Source organism: Shinella curvata, assembly GCF_022899935.1.
GTDB classification, from domain to species: domain Bacteria; phylum Pseudomonadota; class Alphaproteobacteria; order Rhizobiales; family Rhizobiaceae; genus Shinella; species Shinella curvata.
Map to the genome: position 1 here is coordinate 1,001,286 of NZ_JALJCJ010000002.1, position 16,702 is coordinate 1,017,987.

A 16,702-nucleotide genomic window follows, 5' to 3' on the forward strand; every position below is an offset into this window, starting at 1 on the left:
AGCTATGCTGTCTACGGGGGAGGAGGGGGAGGTCATGCTTCACCTGCCTTCCGCATTAGGAATTTCTCCGGGCCAAATGAGTTGACCGCTTCCGCGAGGATCATCGCGCGCTTCTGCGAATATCCGTCAGACCCGCAATCCACGATGAAGCCATCCGCGAGGACGACGCAGAACACAGTTGCGCCGCCGCAATCCGAATGGATTTGTCGATGAGCGACGAGAGCAAGAGGACTGCGCAAGGTTTCGATGTCGGTCATCACGAGATTATCCCGCCGCGCTGGTGGAGCATCATGGCGAAGTTTGCCACGTCGATCGGGTCACCCTTTTCGATATGCTCGCGAAGAAGCTGCGACAGGAACTCCTTTGAGCATTCGTCTTCGCGATCCCATCCGCCGCGCCCCTCAAGGCGCTTCTGAGCGAGTTTCACCTTCATCGCCATAGCGAATTGATCGACAGCGTAGTTGTCGCGATACTCACTGGTGTTGTGGAACCACAATCCAGAACGGTGCTGCGGGAGTGGGATTTCACACTTTCCGTAGGGTTCGCCACAGCAAGGATTGGCTTTGCAACGCTCGGTCATCTACACGCCCTCCGTAGTGGTAAGAGCGGTGCGGGCACGGATGACATCGCCAACGAAGAAGTAGACGCGATCAGAACCGGCGCCGTCTACAGCTACCCAGGCCGTGTTCCCGTCGTCAAAGCGGTCGAAGTTGAGACTGCTCTTGGCAAACGCAAAAGGCATCAGGGCCTCCCGAAGCATAGCCACCTCGTCTTTGAGCGCTGTCATCGTCTCTTTCAGAGTGCCTGCGTCGCCATAGGCGTCCGCATAGCCAGCATAGTAGCCTTTGCGGTAATCCTCGTTGTCTGGCAGCAGGCGGTCGTTTTCCATGGCAGGCAAACGCCGTGCAATCTCTCTGGACACCTCGCCGCCAAAAGCGGAAAGCAAACCGGAGTTACCGTCGATTGTGTCTAACGTCATGCGAGCGCCGTCTTTCATCAAGGAAACCGCTCGTTCCACATGATCTGCGATAGGCGTTTCCGCCGGAATGGGGGAGAGATCACTCATCGTCGCGCCCTCCGGGGGCCAGCGCCTTCTCGACCGCGTCGAACACTGCTTGAAGGTCAGAGACGTTCGTGAGGCCGGAAGGCTTGAAAACGCGTTCCATAGTGGCATCGCCAATGGTATAGACTTTGGGCCTGCTACGGGCCGCGATCATGCTGTCGGCCTCCGCGTATTTGACGCGGGCGCGGTAATCGACGATTGCCTCAATCGTTGGATTCTCGTTCCCTATCAGTCGGAGCGTTTCGATCACGGCATTCCACGGCACATCCGCGTGGATGGCTGCATAGTCACGCAAGCTCATGCCATCCTGCTCGAAGTTTCCACCTTGCGAATGTTCTGCGCCAGCGCGTGCAAATGCCGGCCCGCCATCTTCAATCTTCTTGCTGTCGGTCATGCCAAATCCCTCGAAGGCAGACGGCCGGCAACAGCCAGGCCCTGCATGATACGGTTGGTGCAGTAGGTGATAGCCTCGGGCTCGTCGTAGTCGTTCCAAAGCCCGAACAGAGTGTTCGCCAGCGCGTGGGGTTCGATGCCCTTGCTCTCCCAGTAGGCTCGCTCGTTCATCGCGTGCTGGGCGGTGTGTTCTTCCGGGCAGAGGGGCAGGGCGAACCTATCCGGCGCCTTGGTCTGCTTGCCCCGGCCGAAATGACCGTGGAAGATATTGGCGTAGGAGAGGTGCGCGGCCTGAACGCCAATCCGGCCCGTGACGACGCAAGGCAGCTCGTGGAGGAACGCGAGATAGTCGCTGCGCTTCTTCGGCCGGCGCTTGGGCGGCTCGGGGTCGGTGCGGAATGCCGCGGTGTTGATGCGCATAGCCATCACATCCACTCCCCGATGCCGGCGAGCATTTCCTTCTGCGCTTCCGTCCGTTCTGGCCGGTAGCCCATCTCGGCACGAAGCTGGTTGACCTTGATCTGGGCCTCGATCTTCCTCATCAGAGAGGACACCCGCATGCCGGGGTGCTTCTTGACCATGGCGGCGAGCATGCGGCGCTGTTCTTCGGTCATGGTGCACCGCCGACAGTATCTGTGACAGGGTGCTTCGAAACGACCGTGACGCCGTATACGGCCATGCCGATCGCGTCGAGGATGGTGGTACCGCTGGTCAGCAGTTCTCCGACGACACGGCCACCGAGCGGCGCAAAGTCGCCGTTCATCTTCTTGAGCATGTCGAAGAGTTCGTTCTGATCGACTTCGAAGGTGACGCGCATCTTCATGCCACTCTCCTATCGTTCGCAGCCTCATGGAAGCCGCGCCGCTCTTCGGGCGTCGGCGGGACGTAGCCGAACTCGCGCGCGAGCAGTTCCGTCGCCGCATTGAAAAAGGCGATCATCTCGGGCTCTTCGCATTCGCGGGTGTTGATGGCGCGCGGGACACCGACCAGAAAGCCGTTCGCAAGCCGGATCGTGTCGACGAAGTTGACGGCCGGGCGGATATACTGGTCGAGCGCTTCCTTGCTCGGCGCGCAGCCGGTGGCGTCAATGCAGTCCTGCAAGGTCGCCCAATAGGCTTTGAGCCGATCAAGGTTGCGCCACTGCTTGATTTCGAGCTTCACCCGCTGACCGTTCTCGATGCCGTCGAGCGCCTGCAGGTCGTATTGCATTTCCGGCACGAGCGAATTGCCGCGACGGATGAAGGCATAGACGGGCTTTTCGGTGCGCTTCGCCATGATCAGCCCCCGTTCAGCGTTTCGAGCTTGGCATAGGCTCTGTCGCGCATCGCGTAGGCGGTATCGATCATGTCGGCGTGGCCGTTGCTTTCAAGGATGGCCGGCGCGTCGTAGTCGTTCCAGATCTCAGCAGCCGACGCAGAGTCCTTCGCGGTCGCGAGCGAGGTCTCGAGTTCTTCAAGGAAGCTGCCGAGGTCGAACTCGGATTCGGTCGACTGCTCATCAACCGGCAGTTCGGCCTCGATGGTCTTCGTTGCCGGCGGAGCGGGCGGGACCGGCGGCTTCGGCGGCGCTGGGCGCTCGGCCGGCGTGATATCGCGCATTTCGTCGGCGTCCGCGATTTCGCGTGCCTCGAACTCGTCGCGTATGCCGCCCAGCACGTCGCCGAACAGTTCGCGAAGGCAGTAGCCGGCCGCGCGCCACGCGATCATGCGTTCGCGAAACTTGTACCACGGCGCATCGTTGGGCTGGCCATCCTTCCAGACCTTCTGGTTGTTCTCCCAAACCTGCTTGCGGATCGTTGGCCGATCGTCCCAAAGGCCAGCGCGTTCAGCCTGCGCTTGGGTGAATTCGACGCGGCTTTCCTCGCCGGTATCGCTGCGCTTGGCATGGCAGTAGCCGACCATCTGGCCGTCGCGCATTTCGTAGCCGGTTTTCAGGAATGCGACCTTGCCCGACTGGCGGACGACGTTGATCAGGCCGTCACCGTATAGTGCGGGCTTGCCATTGATGACGGTGAAGCTGCGAAGGCTTACCATCGGTTTCAGGCCAAGCTCGGCGCCAGACATGATGCAGACGGCAACGGCGGCCGCCGCATCGTCGCCGGTCTTCTTACCGATCAGCGCCGCCGGTGCGAGGCCGGAGGCGACGACGGCGCGCGCCACGCGCATGGTTTCTTCGAAGGTCTGCGGGACAATGGCGATGACCTGTCCGCCGCCGGCGAGTGCTGGAACGTGAGCGTTCATCATGCGGCCCTCTGTGTTTCGACGCGTTCGACGCCCGGAAGAGACTGGCCAGCCGTGACTGCACGCTTAGCGAGCTGGTCGATGACGGCGAGAATGTCGGGGTGCTTCATCAGCACGAGCGCTGTGGCGGCCGCCTGATAGTCATTCACCTTCGCGTCGACGAACGTGCGGAGTGATACGCGGGCACCAGTGCGGCCGGCGCTGGCATTCTTCGCCTCGGCTTCCTTCGCCTTGGCTGCGGCTTCCTGCTCAAGCTGACGGGCGCGGTCGACAGCGGCCTGACGCTCGGCTTGGGACTGCTGATCGGCTTCGGCGGCCTTCCGGGCAGCTTCCTCGGCCTCTCGGCGCAACCGTTCCTCTTCGCGCCGCGCGGCTTCCTGCCGTTCGCGCTCGATGCGCTGCTGCTCAAGGAGAAATGGGTCGAGATGGCGCTTGAGCTGCTTTGACAGGTCCGCGGGATCTTCCTTGAGGTAGCGGTATTTGTCGTCCACGGCGCGGCTGGCATCCAGGTGCGGCTGCTTCTCGACTTTGTGAAGGTCGGTCGCCTTCTTCGCGACCGACGCCACCCTCTTCGAAAGGATTGCGATCTGGCTGGCCTGATCTTCCGTCTTCACTTCCTTTTTCAGAAGTTCGGCGGCAAGTTCCTTTTCGGCCTGATATTCCAGCTTGAGCGCTTCGAAAGGATCGGCCGGCAGGTTGTGCCCCATTGCGGGCGCTGGCGGCTCATCGTCCCAGCCGCCGCCGTCCATGGCCTTCCTCCATGCTTCATGCGTGACCGGATGCGTGCGGCAGAAGTTCCAGGCATCGGCCGGATCGACCATCCTGTCGCCACGCTGCGCCAGCCAGCATCCGTCATCGTCACGCCACAGCGCTACCGGCTCCCACTGGCCGCCCTTGAAGCGCGTACGGTAGTAGCCTTGTTCGGGCAGGCCTTCGTGCATCGGGCCGACGTTGCCTTCGAGCGCGGCCTGCCACCAAGCCCACGGGTTATCCTGAGACATGCGTTGCTCCTTAGATTGCGCTCGGCCCGACCGTGAGGCCGGCTCCGATAACGATTGCGAAAACAATGAATGCGAGGAGGATCAGGCAGGCGTTGCCGTGCTTGGCCGCGCCGGTGTTTGCTTCCTCAAGGATGAGGTAGACCGGCGACTGAACCCTGCAGGATACGCCAGAGGCGATGCATGAACACTCGGCGTGGGTGTGGAGGTCGCAGCGGGTCATGCGGCACTCCCGGTCTTGTGCCCATCCCAACCGGCTTCCATTGCATTGAGTGCCTCTTCCGCTTCGTCGCATTCCCAACAAAGACCGGGACCGTTTACGCGCTTGCCGCATTTCCGGCAGCTCGACGGCGAGTGGTAGATCGGCCGAACCTTGACCTTGCGGCCAAGCTGCTCCTTGATGGTCGGGACTTTGGGCCACTCATCGACGCCAGCCGCTTCGCGCTCGCTGAATGCCTTCTCAGCCCACACGCTTTCCTTGGCGTGCCCTTTGTTCACATCACGGGGGCGCATGCCGCACTTGTAGCCAGCGGCACAGGACTTATCGCAAAACCGTCCCCAGCCGCGCTTGTGGTCGGCCAGACGAACCGTGATCGGTGCCCCGCATGCGGCACAGTTTTTCTCGACGGTCGTCATTCCGCAGCCTCCAGAGCAGAGGCCGGATGAATGACCTCCCGGTTACGGTGGACGTGGACGCCCGTGTAGGTCTCGACGAGGAAATCATCGTCGGACGCGGCAAGGATGGCGTCGGCCATGGACCTCTGATCCGCAGCGTGATCGCGGATCATCTTGATCATCTCCTCGCGGGACTTTCGGCCCCAATCAGCCAAGCCGACGTGCTTGGAGCCGGGAAGGCGGATGCTGGTCATACGCTCGGCCATGGGATCACTCCGCAGCTTCGAGGAAGGGGAAAGGTTCGACGGCTGCGCGGGCCGGCATGTCGTCGAAGACGCCCTTCCAGCGGAGCTTTTGCATCTGCTCGGCAGTGAAGCCGACCAACTGGCCGCAGAAGGGAATGGGCTGGTGCTTGTTGTCGAACAGCGGGCCCTTGCCGCCGACCGATACAGCGCGCTCGCTCATCTCGTGGATGTTGCGGACGTATTCGAGGTAGCGGGCCGAAGCCTTCGGGGCTTCCTTGCCGATCCGGTGAAGATGGCGGACCTTCGTGATGACAGCGTCCAGATCGCTCAGGTTCATGCGGATCGCGTCTGCGGTGCGGTCGGCTTCGTGTGCCATGTGGGGCGCTCCTCATATTCCCGGTGTGTCGGGGTGATGAGAAGAAATTACCGAAATGGTAAGTAATGGTCAATAGGGAAATTGCCGATTTGGTAATTTTCTTGCCGCCGCCACCAAACCTGCTAGAATCACCACACGAAAAACCCGGCAGGACGAACCGGCCGGGCGAAGGGAGTGGGAACGAAAAAGCCCGCCGGTGAGGGCGGGCTCGATGATGTTTCTCCGGGCGAAGCCTACTTCGCGATAGCCTTCGGCTTGAATGCCTCAATCGCTTTCGTTGCGATTGCCGGTTTGATTTTCCCGAGCTTTGCCTGGCTCTGAAGATAATCCTGCAGGTGATCCCCTAGGTAGGTTTTACGGAACCATTTGCGGAATTCGCCTAGTGCTTCGTCCGGGTAGCAATACGGCGTCTGAGGGTTTGAGAGCGCCTGAGGGAAGTAGACGGGATATTCGTGCAAATACTGCTTACGCTCTCCGTACACGACCTCTAGGCTTTCACCCTTCCAGTGCTTGGCCCAGCGCTGCCCCACGCTGATATCTGGCACGATGTGCGGGCCGACATCGATCCCGGCATTGATCATCGGAACAATCATGCCGGCGATCTCTTGATAGATGCTGAAGTATCCGGTCGGGACAGCATTCGCGACCAGGCTTACGCGATCGTGAAACTGCTGCCATGCCAGACTTACCTTGCCGTCTGGATTGTATCCCACCTGGGCATAGACAAAGTCCGTAAAGCCCTTCTTAGCGAGAGTGCGGTAACTATTTATCGCGTGATCATTCCCAGAAACCTCGAAGGCATAATATTCGAGAGTTGCCATGCAAACGTGGGCTGGAACAGCGTGATGGATCGTGCCGTTCTTTTTCACCGCATGAAAGAAGACGGTGTCATCAAAACCTTGAGCCTTAATCAGGTCGCGAATTTTCTGCTCGCGTCCCTTTGTTGGAATTTGTCCCCACTCGTCTGTAAGCTTGACGAGAGTTGAAATAGCGACGCCACACATCCGAGATAGGCCGCGGAGGGTGAGGAATGGTGTCCCGTCCCCGAGTACGCCCATCCCGACGCCATCGATTTCAGCTTCAACGACGATTTCAAGGTCAAATGTAAGCTGGGTGGGGGTGATCGCTAAACTGCTTGTATTTGTCATATTATCTAGCCTTTTCAATTGGTTGAGGTGATGCCCAACAAGGCTAGAAATCTTCCCCAAAAACACTATTTTAGGGGTGTGCAGAGTGTTCTAGCCAAGTTGCTGATCATTCGCGAAAGCCGCTTTCCTTGGCCGGGGGCGGCTTTTCGTTTAAGATCTCTCTCAATATAGCTAAAATTGCATCTATCGCCAAGTCTACCGCGATAGTGGCTCAAGTTTTCCTATTCATCGCCGTGTGGCGGCCGCTTAATGCGTCGTCCCCTTACGTCTAGCGATGTACTCAGCGTTCAGAAGGTCCACGAGATCGTCGGCCTGCTCGATGTCCAACCCGTCCTGCGGCACGCCGTTCACCTCGGCCGTCATGCCTGTGAAGATGTCATAGACGGCCCACCATCCAGTGCCGTCCTCGCGCATCGCATAGCGGTTGTTCGATTTCGGCTTTTCGGCCATCTCCATCCCCCTCAGAGCCAATTTCACGATAGCGAGATTCCGCCGGAGCACAAGAAAAAGCGACTCTCATTACGTGCAATCGCTACATCTGGTAGCTGTTAACGAGTATGACTATTTTCCTAACTTTGTTCTTGTTGCGTTCTCGTTTTCGAGTCATGCTAAGGGCATCCCAAAATCCCAAGGAGCATGAACATGGCAGAGTTTTTCGTGGTTCAATCCTTCTCCCCAGCCAAGCGCGGCATGAAGCCCGATATCCCGGTGCAGGCAACGAGCGTGATGCACGCGAGGCGAATGGCCGAGCGCCTGGCGCTACAGAAGCCCATGGTCTTCGCGACCGTGATGGAAGGTGACCCTGAAAGCGGCGACTTCGGTGAGCCGAAGCTGATCTATTTCCACGGCGACGAAAAACCCGAGGAAGTCAGCAACATGCAGCCGATCTAGGAGGGTAACGCGTCATGGCGATTATCCACCAGATCAGGCGGAAGTATGCCAACAAGGCTGAGGAGACCGTTGCCGACCTGCTCTACGGCAGCGGTGTAAAGACTGAGGAGGAGATGGAGACCGTCATCAAACGCAAAGCCGCTGAAATCTCTATTGCGATGGCAATTCTACATGGCGGGGAGTGGCGGGTTCAGATTGATCACAACGATCCTTTTGTCCACATCACTCGGCGTCTGAAACGTAACCGTCAATTAGCCGCCAAACGTGGTTGATCGCCTCATCAGGTAACCCGTCGATTCTTTTCAGCAGGGATTTAACTTCGGTCTCTCCCGATACTCTACCGTTGCGCCCTGGGGGCTGGAAAAGCTCCCAGATTGGCACATCAAGCGCGCGCGCAAACGCGTGCAGCCAATCGAGATCAAGGCCGCGCTGCCCACTTAGAAGGCGCGAGACATTGACGTCGCTCGTACCAATCGCCTCTGCGATATCCTTGTTTTTCAGCCCTCTGGCTTCCATCAACTCTCTGATGAATATGCCTTTTGGCTCTGTTGCCGTCTTCGTGCTTGCCATTGTGGCAATCTACTTTTGAGGCTTGTGGCCACGAATAGCCAAATTGGTAATTTTCCTGATTGACTGAAATTGCCAATATGGTAATTTCGCGTCATGGAAAAGATCAGGACATGGCGCAAGGCGCGCAAACTCAGCATCGAAGAGGCCGGAGAACTCGTCGGCGTTAGCGGCGTCCAATGGTCTCGATATGAGACTGGTAAACGGCGCATTCCCGCTGAGAACCTTCAAGCTGTTTCTGAGGCAACAGGCATCCCGCCTCATGAGCTTCGGCCCGATCTGGCCGGTCTGGTCGCTGCCTCGGGAGCCGCGGCATGATCGGCGATCCTCAGACTATCCCCGACGACATGGCTGCTCGCGTTGCCCGCCTCATCAACGAGGCCGAGGACATGCGCCAGCAGGCGGCCGATGACCTGAAACAGATTTACGCCGATCTGCGCGAAGAACTGCGCGGTCTTGGGTGGGACGGCAAGCATGTGTCCGCCGAAGTCGCCGCGCTCAAGGGTGCTATTGGCGAGATGCGCCTTGACGAAAAGGCGAAGGAGAAGCGCGAGGAAAAAGGCGAGCGCATCGACGACTACGTTTCGCTCCTCACACGCGCACGTGCACGTGAGGGCAACGGCTACGCAGCTGCTCGCCGCTCCGACGGTGGCCTTTCCATCCTCACCAAGCACGAAGACATCAGAACAGCGCCGGTAACGGCGGAAGAAGCTTCGGAGGGCGCGTCTCCCGCCTCCACACCCTCGCTGACGACGCGCGAGGCGGAAGAAAGCGTCGTGTCCAATAACAGCCGGCCCGCAGCCTTGGCGGTTTCCGGTGGCGAACCGAGCATACCAAGTCCCGATGCTGGCGGCGAAAAAATGGATGCGGATCAGCGTACTCCAGGCCGGTCCGACGAAACGTCGGCATACTGCAACGCCCAATCGGGGCAAGCCACCAATTCCCATTCCGAGAAAGCCACCGTCGCCACTCAAGGCGAAGCGACGGCACCAACCAGCGACGAGCGCGAGACTGACCGCGAGGCGGCAGCAGAACGAGATCGCGCCGCCGCCAACGCAGGAGGCGACGATGTAGATGGCGGCGCGGAGCGCGCAGACCAAAACAACACGGTTCTTTCTACAGGGGAGGGCACCGCCAATACCGCTCTCCCCGCAGCCGGCGTCGTCATGGAATACGTGCCGCAGTCCGGAGTGAAGCGCCTGCCGTTCGCGAGCTGCTTCCCGGAACTGTCCAAGGCCGAATACGACCGCCTTGAGAAGGACATCGCCGTCAACCGCGTGCGCGAGCCGATCATCCGCCAGGGTGACGTGATCATAGACGGCTGGAACCGGTACACCATCGCCCGCAAGTACGGCTTCTCCTACCCCGTTCAAGAATACACCGGGGCGGACGTGCTCCTCGACCTGATCGAGTGGCAGCGCGCCGCACGCAATTTCACCACGGCACAGGAAAAGAAGATCGCCGCCGATCTGGCCAAGGCGATGCCCGACCGTGCCGACGACATCATGACCGCCTTCGGGCTGGCGGAAGCTCTGGAGGCTGCGGAATGACGGCGCGCGGTCCTGAGACAGAACACACCTATCCGGTCGATCAGGAAGCCCAGTTCGCGGTTGAGGCAACTCCCGGCGCGCTTCCATTCGTCCGTTCCCATCAATCCCGTCCGAGGAGGAAGGCAGCATGACGTGCAATTTCCGTATTGGGCAGAAGGTCGTTCTCGTGGACGACAGCGTTCGTGTCGGGGATGGAATCGTGCCCAAAGCACGCGCAACCCGTCTTGGCGCGAAGTATCCGGTAAAGGGGTGCGTCTACACCGTCCGTGATGTCAGGACCACGACGATTTCTGGCGAGATATGTCTTCTGCTGGTTGAGTTGGACAACTCCCACTTTGTCGCTGCGCACGGCTTCAAGTTCGAGCCAGGCTTTTCGGCGTGGCGCTTCCGGCCTGCCGTCGAGCGCGGCACTGACCTTGGCATGTCCATCCTCCGCAGCCTCCTGAATAAGACCGGGAAGCCGGTAGAGGTGGACGCATGAGCTGGCTCATCTACGGCATCATCGGCTTCACGATCCTCTGCGGCGCGACGGCTCTGGCATACGCCTTGGCCGACCGTGACGACGGACGCGGCGAATCCTCAGGCGCGCCGGAAGGCGATCAGGTTTCGAAATTTGGTCAGCGGTCCCCCTCCTGCTGATCATCGAGCGGGCGGCTTCCTCCTCCAAGCTGCCCGCTCACCCTTATCCTTGGGAAATCGCCTCGAAGCCGCAGAACGACTGCGTGCACGGCATCTCCCAACGGAACGAACGAGGACGCCGAAGCCGAGGATACCCCGGCGCCCTCAGTATCCCGGCCTTTGGCTGCGGCGGCCACCGGGAATGGAATTAGACGGTTCGGCCCAGGCGGACCGGACGAGATGGCTTCACAAGAGCCGGCAAGCTCATCGGAGCCATCTCGTTTCTCAGTAGTGATCCTGTCCATGACAGTTCTCCTTCGACACGAGAACAATCGCACGGGAGCACGACAAGGTGTCGGGATTTGAACACAAGAATTTGGGGCGACGCCCCAAGCGAAAGGCAAGCAGGAACAAGGGAATGAGCCCGAGCATAGCAGCCAGAGATTTGATGAGAGACGCTTGGCCGATCCATCGTTACGGCAAGCTCGACAACATTTTCTATCACGCTGTGCGGTTCATTTCGCCACGCGTCACCAAAGACTTCACGCAGCGCCGCGCCCGTTCGATCTGGGAGGGCAATGCGCGCCGCATCGATAGCGAAGAAATGGACGCCTTGAGGGCGGCCCTCGTCGAGGAGGCTCACCGTGAGCAACGAGAACTTACCGCCCGTCTGGCTTCGCTGGATGAAAAGATTGCCGCTTTTGAGGCGGCTGCGCATCGCGAAGCGCTGGCGCGACCGTTCTCGGAAATGGGCCGATAGGGCCGACTGGATCGTGGGGGAATGACGATGGATTACGGCGACTTCCTCAAAGGCAAAATCCGTCTCGCGCCGGTCTCAGGCCTGCCGATCTCTCATAATGACGTGAACCCGATCCTCAAGCCCCATCAGCGCGATATCGTGGTATGGGCGGCGCGCGGCGGGAAGCGTGCCATCTTCGCCGCGTTCGGCCTGGGCAAGTCGGTTATCCAGATCGAGGTCCTACGCCTCGTTTGCGCCGCCGTCGCCGGCCGTGGCTCGTCCTGCCGCTCGGCGTCCGCCAGGAGTTTCGCCGAGACGGCAAGATGCTCGACGTCGATATCAAGTTCATTCGTCGCATCGAGGAAGCTGGCGAGACCGGCATCTACATGACGAACTATGAGACCGTTCGCGACGGAAAGCTCGATCCGAACCAGTTCACGGCCGTCAGCCTGGACGAGGCGTCTGTGCTTCGCTCCTATGGCTCGAAGACCTACCAGACATTCCTCTCGCTGTTCGATCAAGTGCGGTACCGCTTCGTCGCCACGGCCACACCTAGCCCGAACCGATATAAGGAGTTGATCCACTACGCCGGGTTCCTTGGCATCATGGACACCGGGCAGGCCCTGACGCGGTTCTTCCAGCGCGACAGCACCCAGGCCAACAATCTGACGCTCTACCCGCACAAGGAGCGTGAATTCTGGCTGTGGCTTAATTCGTGGGCGATCTTTTTGCAGTCGCCGGCCGACCTGGGCCATTCGGCGGAAGGATACGATCTGCCACCGTTCAAGGTCATCTACCACGAGGTTCAATCGAACATCGCGGACGGCGGCATTGATCGCGACGGCCAAGCCGCGCTCTTCCGGGATACCGCCGTCGGCGTCGTGTCGGCATCCCGTGAGAAGCGCGATACCCTCGAGGCTCGCATCGCGAAGATGACCGAGATCCTTGCTGGCGCCCCGAACGATCATTTCATCATCTGGCACGATCTTGAAGACGAGCGCCGCGCGATCGAGCGCGCCGTTCCGTCGGCCGTGTCGATCTACGGCACCCAGGATCTTGAGATGCGCGAAGAGGCCATCGTCGATTTCAGCGAGGGCAAGTTTCAGTACCTCGCCGCTAAACCTGTCATCGCCGGCTCCGGCTGCAACTTCCAGCGCCACTGCCACAAGGCTGTGTTCCTCGGCATCGGCTTCAAGTTCAACGACTTTATCCAGGCTCTGCACCGCATCTACCGCTTCCTGCAGGTCGAAGAGGTCGAGATCCACATCATCTACGCGGAGAGCGAGCGCGAGGTCCTGCGCACCCTCCAAGCCAAATGGGAGGCACATAATCGCATGGTCGAGAAAATGAGCGAAATCATCCGTGAACATGGTCTCGACAAGCTTTCGGCTGCCGAGGTCCTGACCCGCTCCATCGGCGTCGAGCGGATCGAAGCGCGCGGCGAGGGGTGGCAGGTAGCCAATAACGATTGCGTCGAAGAGGCGAGATCCATGGCCGACAACTCCGTCGACCTGATCGTCACCTCTATCCCGTTCTCGAACCACTACGAGTACACGCCGAGCTACAATGACTTCGGCCACACTGACGGCGATGGTCATTTCTTCCAGCAGATGGACTTCCTGACACCCGAACTGCTTCGGATCCTCAAGCCCGGTCGGGTCTATGCCTGCCACACCAAGGACCGCATCCTATTCGGGAACGTCACCGGCATGGGTATGCCGACAGTCAACCCGTTCCACGCCCGCACTCTCTTCCACACCATGCAGCACGGGTTTGCCTACATGGGCATGATCACCGTCAACACGGACGTGGTGCGCGAGAATAACCAGACCTATCGCCTCGGCTGGTCCGAAAACTGCAAGGACGGCACGAAGATGGGCGTGGGCTCGCCCGAATACATCCTGCTCTTCCGCAAGCTGCCGTCCGACACCTCCAAGGCCTACGCCGACGAGCGCGTTTCCAAGTCGAAAGACGATTACACCCGCGCCCGGTGGCAGGTCGATGCTCACGCCTTTTGGCGCTCTTCCGGCGATCGGCTTCCGACCCCAGAAGAGCTCGCCAGCCTTGGCCCGGATCTTCTGGCGAAGGCCTTCACCGAGTGGACGATGAAGAACGTCTACGACTACGAGATCCATATCCGCATCGGGGAGGCGCTCGAAGTCCGAGGCGCGCTGCCGTCCACCTTTATGAGCCTGGCGCCCGGCGCGCACGACGCGTTCACTTGGCATGACGTGAACCGCATGCGGACGCTGAACGGAGAGCAGACCAAGAAGGGCCTGGAGAACCATATCTGCCCGCTCCAGTTTGATATCGTCGATCGCCTCATCAAGAGGTTCTCGAATGAAGGGGATCTGGTTTTCGATCCGTTCGGCGGCTTGTTCACGGTCCCTTACCGTGCGCTGAAGCTTGGCCGCCGCGGTCGCGCCTCCGAGCTTAACCCCGGCTATTTCCTCGACGGCATCAAGTACCTTCAGGCTATGGAGCGAGAAGTTGCGACGCCGACGATGTTCGACATTTTCGATCGTCAGGAGGAAGCGGCGTGACGCGGAAGCCGGCAAGCACCATCGCAATCGATTTGCGCGAGATCCGCCAGGACAAGATACTGACGGTGGAAGCCAACGGATCGCGCCGCACTCCCGAGTGGCGAGAGCGCTACGCACGCCACATCGCGACGCTCGATCAAGCGATTGAAGGTTTCGACAACCTCGCTCGTCAGCAGGCCGAGCGCCAAGGGGATCTTGGCCTATGACCTTCACCAATAGCGAGCTCCTCAAAATAGGCAGGCTGTTCAGCGGCCGAGACGGCGAGCACGACACTCTCGAGATAGCCCAGATCATGGGCCGCACCGAGGGCGAGATTTACAGCGCGCTGAGTGAGGCCCGAGCAGCCTATCGGGCTTTCAACGGCTGGCACCGTGAGCACCAGCAGTCCGCCCGCGACAAGGAGAGGGCGGCAAGATGAGCATGCCCCGCCACAACGCGAAGCGAGATGAATCAGAGCCGGCGATTATCGCCGTTCTGGAGCGTGTTGGCTTCAGCGTGTACCGCCTCGACAAGCCCGTTGATCTCCTCTGCGGGTTCCGCGGCCGGAATTACCTCGTCGAGGTCAAAACCGGCACCAAGGGATATGGCAAAGGCCTGAACGCCAACCAGCAGTCATTCGCTGACGACTGGCGTGGCTCTCCCGTGTTCAGCCTTCACAGCGTTGATGACGCGGTTGCATTCTCCCAATCCGTCGCGCGTGGGGTAGCCCCATGAGCGGCGTCATCTGGTCCAAATTCTTCTGGCAGGATTGGGAGACCGATCATGCCGTTCGCCTTAGCTCCTTCGCGGCGCAAGGCCTCTGGATGCGCATGCTCTGCATTGCGGCAGCACATGACCCGATCGGCTACGTCGCGGTAGCAGGCAAGGGTCTCGATGAAACCGGGCTCGCTCTTTTGACCGGGCGCCAGGAATCCGAGATCTCTTCCCTGTTGGGCGAGCTGGAACGAAACGGCGTGTTCTCCCGTGATCGGCAAGGCCGCATCTACTCCCGGAGAATGATCCGGGACGCGCGCAAAGCCGCTACGGCGCGGAATAACGGCAAAAAGGGCGGCAACCCAACCCTTTCAAATCCTTCGGGAAATTCCGCGTCGGATAAGGGTTGGCATATGGGGGAGGATAAGCCCCATAAGCCAAGAGCTAAGAGCCAGTCAGAAAAATTAGGCAATTTTTCTTCCAGCGCTGGCGCGCAAAAAAAATCCGACATCATCGAACTGAAGGAGGCTTTCATCGATGGCTGATCTCGTCCCTGCTGACATCTTCGAGCGCCTTCCCGAGCGGTACCGCCGACGGGCGAGGGAGATCGCGGCGCGCGTCGGAGAAATCGACATGCTGCTACGGCGCTGCGACACCGGAGCACTGCGGGATGCTGCAGTTCGCTTGCGCGGCCAGCTTCGCCCCCAGCCGGATGTCGAGATGGCGGATTTCGCCCGAGAGTTCAAAACGGCTTGCGGCGACCTGCCGGAATGGGCTGTCTCCGAAGCGACGAACGACTTCCTAGCCGGCCGCGTCGCGAACCACACCGGCCAGTTCATGCCGACCTGCGCCGAGTTTGCGCGGCATGCCAGGTCGATCATCGCGCCATTCATCGGCGAGAAAAACGGCTTGCGCAACGAAGCCGAGCGCCTGTTTGAGCGCGCCGAGGACGAGGCCCGTCGCGCGGCGCTCGCCGTCGAGCGCGCCGATCCAGCCGTTCGGGCTCGCGTTCGCGTCATGCTCGCCGCCGCCAAGGCGGGCGCTCCGCTGCCGGTCACCGGCCGATCGCATATCGGTACATCGCCCGAAACCAAGGCCGAGATGGACAAGCTACGCGTTCGCCGCCCGCACGTCTCGAAGCTTCCCGAAACCCGCCTTGTGAAGGGAAAACGGTCATGAACATCCACGTCCGGCGCACCGAGAAGACCACCGCCCGTATCGAGCTGATCAAGGAACTCTATGCCCCCGGCATGTCGGCGCTCGACATCGCAAACGCCGTCGCGGCCCGAACGCACGAGCAGCTTTCACGCATGGTGATCATGGGCATCTATGCCAGGAATCGTTCGGAACTAGCTGAATACCCGCTGCGCGGCTGGGGTGAGACGAAGCGCAGCCATGAACGTCTGACCGACCGTCGCCACCGCGAGAACAATGCTAAGCGGGAACGACGCCGGCTTGCCAGGCTCCAACGCGAGGCAGAGCGCGCCGCCGCGCCGCCACGGGCCCCGAAAGAGCGCAAGGCCCCCGAACCGTCAGAGGCGAAGGCCTACGACGCCACGGCCACGCTCAAGCGCCTTTTCGAGCTCGACGCCACCGAATGCCGCTGGCCGATCACCGGCAGCAAGGCCGATATCCAGTTCTGCGGGCATCCGGCCACCGGAACCTATTGCGACCATCACCAGCTTCGCAGCGTCGGCAAGGGCACGATATCCGAGCAGCGGGCGTCGAACGATCTAAGGAGGCATGCGGCATGAAACTCGTAGGATATGAGGCCAAGGCATTCTCAGCGTGGCGGGAGACCGAGCCTGACTTTGACGTGATCAGTTTCTCGACTGTCGCCAAGCGCGCTGAGTTAGATCACAAGAAGGTTCGCCGCGCCGTTCGAGGTCTCGCACGCAAGGGGCTGGCGAAATTCTATCGAACGTCGTGGACCGATGACGGAGAGCCCCATGGCGCTGGCTACGGCCTCACCAGCCAAGGGCGCGCCATGCTCGACGTCTCCCTCAACGGCAAGGAGGGGTGA

Annotated in this window: 32 protein-coding genes; 15 read left to right on the top strand and 17 right to left on the bottom strand. The window is 60.4% G+C overall.

Translation table 11 applies throughout. From position 1 onward, the window contains the following. Positions 1–32: 32 nt before the first annotated feature. The 16 genes from MUU55_RS10995 to MUU55_RS11070 all read right to left on the bottom strand — a co-directional run bounded on the left by MUU55_RS10995 (position 33) and on the right by MUU55_RS11070 (position 7,528). Positions 33–257: a hypothetical protein gene (locus MUU55_RS10995; RefSeq protein WP_244760769.1), complete on the bottom strand. Its 225-nt coding sequence runs from the start codon at positions 255–257 to the stop codon at positions 33–35. After that, entirely contained in the window at positions 257–580 is a 324-nt protein-coding gene (locus tag MUU55_RS11000) for a hypothetical protein (RefSeq protein WP_244760770.1), read from the bottom strand. Before MUU55_RS11000 ends, MUU55_RS10995 begins: the two co-directional genes overlap by 1 nt. After that, positions 581–1,066, bottom strand: coding sequence for a hypothetical protein (locus MUU55_RS11005; RefSeq protein WP_244760771.1), 486 nt, complete (start codon positions 1,064–1,066; stop codon positions 581–583). Then, complete coding sequence (locus tag MUU55_RS11010) at positions 1,059–1,457, bottom strand: hypothetical protein (RefSeq protein ID WP_244760772.1); 399 nt, start codon at positions 1,455–1,457, stop codon at positions 1,059–1,061. The genes MUU55_RS11005 and MUU55_RS11010 overlap by 8 nt, the downstream gene beginning before the upstream one ends. Then, positions 1,454–1,882 carry a DUF968 domain-containing protein gene (locus tag MUU55_RS11015; RefSeq protein WP_244760773.1) on the bottom strand — a complete coding sequence of 143 codons (429 nt, stop codon included), beginning with the start codon at positions 1,880–1,882 and terminating at the stop codon, positions 1,454–1,456. Before MUU55_RS11015 ends, MUU55_RS11010 begins: the two co-directional genes overlap by 4 nt. Then, positions 1,882–2,070 carry a hypothetical protein gene (locus MUU55_RS11020; RefSeq protein WP_244760774.1) on the bottom strand — a complete coding sequence of 63 codons (189 nt, stop codon included), beginning with the start codon at positions 2,068–2,070 and terminating at the stop codon, positions 1,882–1,884. Before MUU55_RS11020 ends, MUU55_RS11015 begins: the two co-directional genes overlap by 1 nt. Beyond that, a complete protein-coding gene (locus MUU55_RS11025; RefSeq protein ID WP_244760775.1) occupies positions 2,067–2,279 on the bottom strand; it encodes a hypothetical protein in 213 nt (70 codons plus the stop codon). Before MUU55_RS11025 ends, MUU55_RS11020 begins: the two co-directional genes overlap by 4 nt. After that, complete coding sequence (locus tag MUU55_RS11030; RefSeq protein ID WP_244760776.1) at positions 2,276–2,731, bottom strand: hypothetical protein; 456 nt, start codon at positions 2,729–2,731, stop codon at positions 2,276–2,278. Before MUU55_RS11030 ends, MUU55_RS11025 begins: the two co-directional genes overlap by 4 nt. Positions 2,732–2,733: 2 nt before the next feature. Then, positions 2,734–3,699: a recombinase family protein gene (locus tag MUU55_RS11035; protein WP_244760777.1), complete on the bottom strand. Its 966-nt coding sequence runs from the start codon at positions 3,697–3,699 to the stop codon at positions 2,734–2,736. After that, on the bottom strand, positions 3,696–4,697 hold the full coding sequence (locus MUU55_RS11040; RefSeq protein WP_244760778.1) for a hypothetical protein: 1,002 nt from the start codon (positions 4,695–4,697) through the stop codon (positions 3,696–3,698). Before MUU55_RS11040 ends, MUU55_RS11035 begins: the two co-directional genes overlap by 4 nt. A gap of 10 nt (positions 4,698–4,707) precedes the next feature. Beyond that, positions 4,708–4,917 carry a hypothetical protein gene (locus tag MUU55_RS11045; RefSeq protein WP_244760779.1) on the bottom strand — a complete coding sequence of 70 codons (210 nt, stop codon included), beginning with the start codon at positions 4,915–4,917 and terminating at the stop codon, positions 4,708–4,710. After that, on the bottom strand, positions 4,914–5,330 hold the full coding sequence (locus tag MUU55_RS11050) for a hypothetical protein (RefSeq protein WP_244760780.1): 417 nt from the start codon (positions 5,328–5,330) through the stop codon (positions 4,914–4,916). Before MUU55_RS11050 ends, MUU55_RS11045 begins: the two co-directional genes overlap by 4 nt. Beyond that, positions 5,327–5,575 carry a hypothetical protein gene (locus tag MUU55_RS11055; protein WP_244760781.1) on the bottom strand — a complete coding sequence of 83 codons (249 nt, stop codon included), beginning with the start codon at positions 5,573–5,575 and terminating at the stop codon, positions 5,327–5,329. Before MUU55_RS11055 ends, MUU55_RS11050 begins: the two co-directional genes overlap by 4 nt. Positions 5,576–5,579: 4 nt before the next feature. After that, positions 5,580–5,930, bottom strand: a complete 351-nt coding sequence (locus MUU55_RS11060) for a hypothetical protein (RefSeq protein ID WP_244760782.1) — start codon at positions 5,928–5,930, stop codon at positions 5,580–5,582. Positions 5,931–6,163: 233 nt separating this feature from the next. After that, complete coding sequence (locus MUU55_RS11065) at positions 6,164–7,078, bottom strand: BstA C-terminal domain-containing protein (RefSeq protein ID WP_244760783.1); 915 nt, start codon at positions 7,076–7,078, stop codon at positions 6,164–6,166. A 246-nt stretch (positions 7,079–7,324) separates the two neighbouring features. Then, the gene (locus tag MUU55_RS11070; RefSeq protein ID WP_244760784.1) at positions 7,325–7,528 is read right to left on the bottom strand and encodes a hypothetical protein; all 204 of its coding nucleotides are present in this window, start codon (positions 7,526–7,528) and stop codon (positions 7,325–7,327) included. A 192-nt stretch (positions 7,529–7,720) separates the two neighbouring features. On the opposite strand from MUU55_RS11070, the gene MUU55_RS11075 reads away from it, so the two are divergent. Further along, complete coding sequence (locus MUU55_RS11075) at positions 7,721–7,969, top strand: hypothetical protein (protein ID WP_244760785.1); 249 nt, start codon at positions 7,721–7,723, stop codon at positions 7,967–7,969. A 14-nt stretch (positions 7,970–7,983) separates the two neighbouring features. Further along, positions 7,984–8,241: a hypothetical protein gene (locus MUU55_RS11080; protein ID WP_244760786.1), complete on the top strand. Its 258-nt coding sequence runs from the start codon at positions 7,984–7,986 to the stop codon at positions 8,239–8,241. Here the strand turns inward: MUU55_RS11080 and MUU55_RS11085 are convergent. Beyond that, positions 8,192–8,539, bottom strand: coding sequence for a helix-turn-helix domain-containing protein (locus MUU55_RS11085; protein ID WP_244760787.1), 348 nt, complete (start codon positions 8,537–8,539; stop codon positions 8,192–8,194). The genes MUU55_RS11080 and MUU55_RS11085 overlap by 50 nt on opposite strands. A 93-nt stretch (positions 8,540–8,632) precedes the next feature. On the opposite strand from MUU55_RS11085, the gene MUU55_RS11090 reads away from it, so the two are divergent. From MUU55_RS11090 to MUU55_RS11150, 13 genes are all read left to right on the top strand, one after another. Continuing rightward, a complete protein-coding gene (locus tag MUU55_RS11090; protein WP_160871285.1) occupies positions 8,633–8,854 on the top strand; it encodes a helix-turn-helix domain-containing protein in 222 nt (73 codons plus the stop codon). Continuing rightward, positions 8,851–10,086 (top strand): ParB N-terminal domain-containing protein, encoded by a 1,236-nt coding sequence (locus MUU55_RS11095; protein WP_244760788.1) that lies wholly within the window; start codon positions 8,851–8,853, stop codon positions 10,084–10,086. The genes MUU55_RS11090 and MUU55_RS11095 overlap by 4 nt, the downstream gene beginning before the upstream one ends. Positions 10,087–10,213: 127 nt before the next feature. Then, positions 10,214–10,567, top strand: a complete 354-nt coding sequence (locus tag MUU55_RS11100; protein WP_244760789.1) for a hypothetical protein — start codon at positions 10,214–10,216, stop codon at positions 10,565–10,567. Continuing rightward, complete coding sequence (locus tag MUU55_RS11105) at positions 10,564–10,725, top strand: hypothetical protein (RefSeq protein WP_244760790.1); 162 nt, start codon at positions 10,564–10,566, stop codon at positions 10,723–10,725. Before MUU55_RS11100 ends, MUU55_RS11105 begins: the two co-directional genes overlap by 4 nt. Before the next feature lie 397 nt (positions 10,726–11,122). Then, on the top strand, positions 11,123–11,464 hold the full coding sequence (locus MUU55_RS11110; protein ID WP_244760791.1) for a hypothetical protein: 342 nt from the start codon (positions 11,123–11,125) through the stop codon (positions 11,462–11,464). Between the two features lie 143 nt (positions 11,465–11,607). After that, positions 11,608–13,986, top strand: a complete 2,379-nt coding sequence (locus MUU55_RS11115) for a DNA methyltransferase (protein ID WP_244760792.1) — start codon at positions 11,608–11,610, stop codon at positions 13,984–13,986. Continuing rightward, positions 13,983–14,192 carry a hypothetical protein gene (locus tag MUU55_RS11120; protein ID WP_244760793.1) on the top strand — a complete coding sequence of 70 codons (210 nt, stop codon included), beginning with the start codon at positions 13,983–13,985 and terminating at the stop codon, positions 14,190–14,192. The genes MUU55_RS11115 and MUU55_RS11120 overlap by 4 nt, the downstream gene beginning before the upstream one ends. Further along, positions 14,189–14,404, top strand: a complete 216-nt coding sequence (locus MUU55_RS11125) for a hypothetical protein (protein ID WP_244760794.1) — start codon at positions 14,189–14,191, stop codon at positions 14,402–14,404. Before MUU55_RS11120 ends, MUU55_RS11125 begins: the two co-directional genes overlap by 4 nt. After that, positions 14,401–14,700, top strand: coding sequence for a hypothetical protein (locus MUU55_RS11130; protein WP_244760795.1), 300 nt, complete (start codon positions 14,401–14,403; stop codon positions 14,698–14,700). The genes MUU55_RS11125 and MUU55_RS11130 overlap by 4 nt, the downstream gene beginning before the upstream one ends. Further along, complete coding sequence (locus MUU55_RS11135; protein WP_244760796.1) at positions 14,697–15,224, top strand: hypothetical protein; 528 nt, start codon at positions 14,697–14,699, stop codon at positions 15,222–15,224. The genes MUU55_RS11130 and MUU55_RS11135 overlap by 4 nt, the downstream gene beginning before the upstream one ends. After that, on the top strand, positions 15,217–15,858 hold the full coding sequence (locus MUU55_RS11140) for a hypothetical protein (protein ID WP_244760797.1): 642 nt from the start codon (positions 15,217–15,219) through the stop codon (positions 15,856–15,858). Before MUU55_RS11135 ends, MUU55_RS11140 begins: the two co-directional genes overlap by 8 nt. Then, a complete protein-coding gene (locus MUU55_RS11145; RefSeq protein ID WP_244760798.1) occupies positions 15,855–16,433 on the top strand; it encodes a GcrA family cell cycle regulator in 579 nt (192 codons plus the stop codon). Before MUU55_RS11140 ends, MUU55_RS11145 begins: the two co-directional genes overlap by 4 nt. Continuing rightward, positions 16,430–16,702, top strand: coding sequence for a hypothetical protein (locus MUU55_RS11150; RefSeq protein ID WP_244760799.1), 273 nt, complete (start codon positions 16,430–16,432; stop codon positions 16,700–16,702). Before MUU55_RS11145 ends, MUU55_RS11150 begins: the two co-directional genes overlap by 4 nt.

Coding starts and splice junctions, on each gene's coding strand:
- MUU55_RS10995 (WP_244760769.1), bottom strand. CDS start 257: ATGACCGACATCGAAACCTTGCGCAGTCCTCTTGCTCTCGTCGCTCAT.
- MUU55_RS11000 (WP_244760770.1), bottom strand. CDS start 580: ATGACCGAGCGTTGCAAAGCCAATCCTTGCTGTGGCGAACCCTACGGA.
- MUU55_RS11005 (WP_244760771.1), bottom strand. CDS start 1,066: ATGAGTGATCTCTCCCCCATTCCGGCGGAAACGCCTATCGCAGATCAT.
- MUU55_RS11010 (WP_244760772.1), bottom strand. CDS start 1,457: ATGACCGACAGCAAGAAGATTGAAGATGGCGGGCCGGCATTTGCACGC.
- MUU55_RS11015 (WP_244760773.1), bottom strand. CDS start 1,882: ATGGCTATGCGCATCAACACCGCGGCATTCCGCACCGACCCCGAGCCG.
- MUU55_RS11020 (WP_244760774.1), bottom strand. CDS start 2,070: ATGACCGAAGAACAGCGCCGCATGCTCGCCGCCATGGTCAAGAAGCAC.
- MUU55_RS11025 (WP_244760775.1), bottom strand. CDS start 2,279: ATGAAGATGCGCGTCACCTTCGAAGTCGATCAGAACGAACTCTTCGAC.
- MUU55_RS11030 (WP_244760776.1), bottom strand. CDS start 2,731: ATGGCGAAGCGCACCGAAAAGCCCGTCTATGCCTTCATCCGTCGCGGC.
- MUU55_RS11035 (WP_244760777.1), bottom strand. CDS start 3,699: ATGATGAACGCTCACGTTCCAGCACTCGCCGGCGGCGGACAGGTCATC.
- MUU55_RS11040 (WP_244760778.1), bottom strand. CDS start 4,697: ATGTCTCAGGATAACCCGTGGGCTTGGTGGCAGGCCGCGCTCGAAGGC.
- MUU55_RS11045 (WP_244760779.1), bottom strand. CDS start 4,917: ATGACCCGCTGCGACCTCCACACCCACGCCGAGTGTTCATGCATCGCC.
- MUU55_RS11050 (WP_244760780.1), bottom strand. CDS start 5,330: ATGACGACCGTCGAGAAAAACTGTGCCGCATGCGGGGCACCGATCACG.
- MUU55_RS11055 (WP_244760781.1), bottom strand. CDS start 5,575: ATGGCCGAGCGTATGACCAGCATCCGCCTTCCCGGCTCCAAGCACGTC.
- MUU55_RS11060 (WP_244760782.1), bottom strand. CDS start 5,930: ATGGCACACGAAGCCGACCGCACCGCAGACGCGATCCGCATGAACCTG.
- MUU55_RS11065 (WP_244760783.1), bottom strand. CDS start 7,078: ATGACAAATACAAGCAGTTTAGCGATCACCCCCACCCAGCTTACATTT.
- MUU55_RS11070 (WP_244760784.1), bottom strand. CDS start 7,528: ATGGCCGAAAAGCCGAAATCGAACAACCGCTATGCGATGCGCGAGGAC.
- MUU55_RS11075 (WP_244760785.1), top strand. CDS start 7,721: ATGGCAGAGTTTTTCGTGGTTCAATCCTTCTCCCCAGCCAAGCGCGGC.
- MUU55_RS11080 (WP_244760786.1), top strand. CDS start 7,984: ATGGCGATTATCCACCAGATCAGGCGGAAGTATGCCAACAAGGCTGAG.
- MUU55_RS11085 (WP_244760787.1), bottom strand. CDS start 8,539: ATGGCAAGCACGAAGACGGCAACAGAGCCAAAAGGCATATTCATCAGA.
- MUU55_RS11090 (WP_160871285.1), top strand. CDS start 8,633: ATGGAAAAGATCAGGACATGGCGCAAGGCGCGCAAACTCAGCATCGAA.
- MUU55_RS11095 (WP_244760788.1), top strand. CDS start 8,851: ATGATCGGCGATCCTCAGACTATCCCCGACGACATGGCTGCTCGCGTT.
- MUU55_RS11100 (WP_244760789.1), top strand. CDS start 10,214: ATGACGTGCAATTTCCGTATTGGGCAGAAGGTCGTTCTCGTGGACGAC.
- MUU55_RS11105 (WP_244760790.1), top strand. CDS start 10,564: ATGAGCTGGCTCATCTACGGCATCATCGGCTTCACGATCCTCTGCGGC.
- MUU55_RS11110 (WP_244760791.1), top strand. CDS start 11,123: ATGAGCCCGAGCATAGCAGCCAGAGATTTGATGAGAGACGCTTGGCCG.
- MUU55_RS11115 (WP_244760792.1), top strand. CDS start 11,608: ATGGGCGGCGCGCGGCGGGAAGCGTGCCATCTTCGCCGCGTTCGGCCT.
- MUU55_RS11125 (WP_244760794.1), top strand. CDS start 14,189: ATGACCTTCACCAATAGCGAGCTCCTCAAAATAGGCAGGCTGTTCAGC.
- MUU55_RS11130 (WP_244760795.1), top strand. CDS start 14,401: ATGAGCATGCCCCGCCACAACGCGAAGCGAGATGAATCAGAGCCGGCG.
- MUU55_RS11135 (WP_244760796.1), top strand. CDS start 14,697: ATGAGCGGCGTCATCTGGTCCAAATTCTTCTGGCAGGATTGGGAGACC.
- MUU55_RS11140 (WP_244760797.1), top strand. CDS start 15,217: ATGGCTGATCTCGTCCCTGCTGACATCTTCGAGCGCCTTCCCGAGCGG.
- MUU55_RS11145 (WP_244760798.1), top strand. CDS start 15,855: ATGAACATCCACGTCCGGCGCACCGAGAAGACCACCGCCCGTATCGAG.
- MUU55_RS11150 (WP_244760799.1), top strand. CDS start 16,430: ATGAAACTCGTAGGATATGAGGCCAAGGCATTCTCAGCGTGGCGGGAG.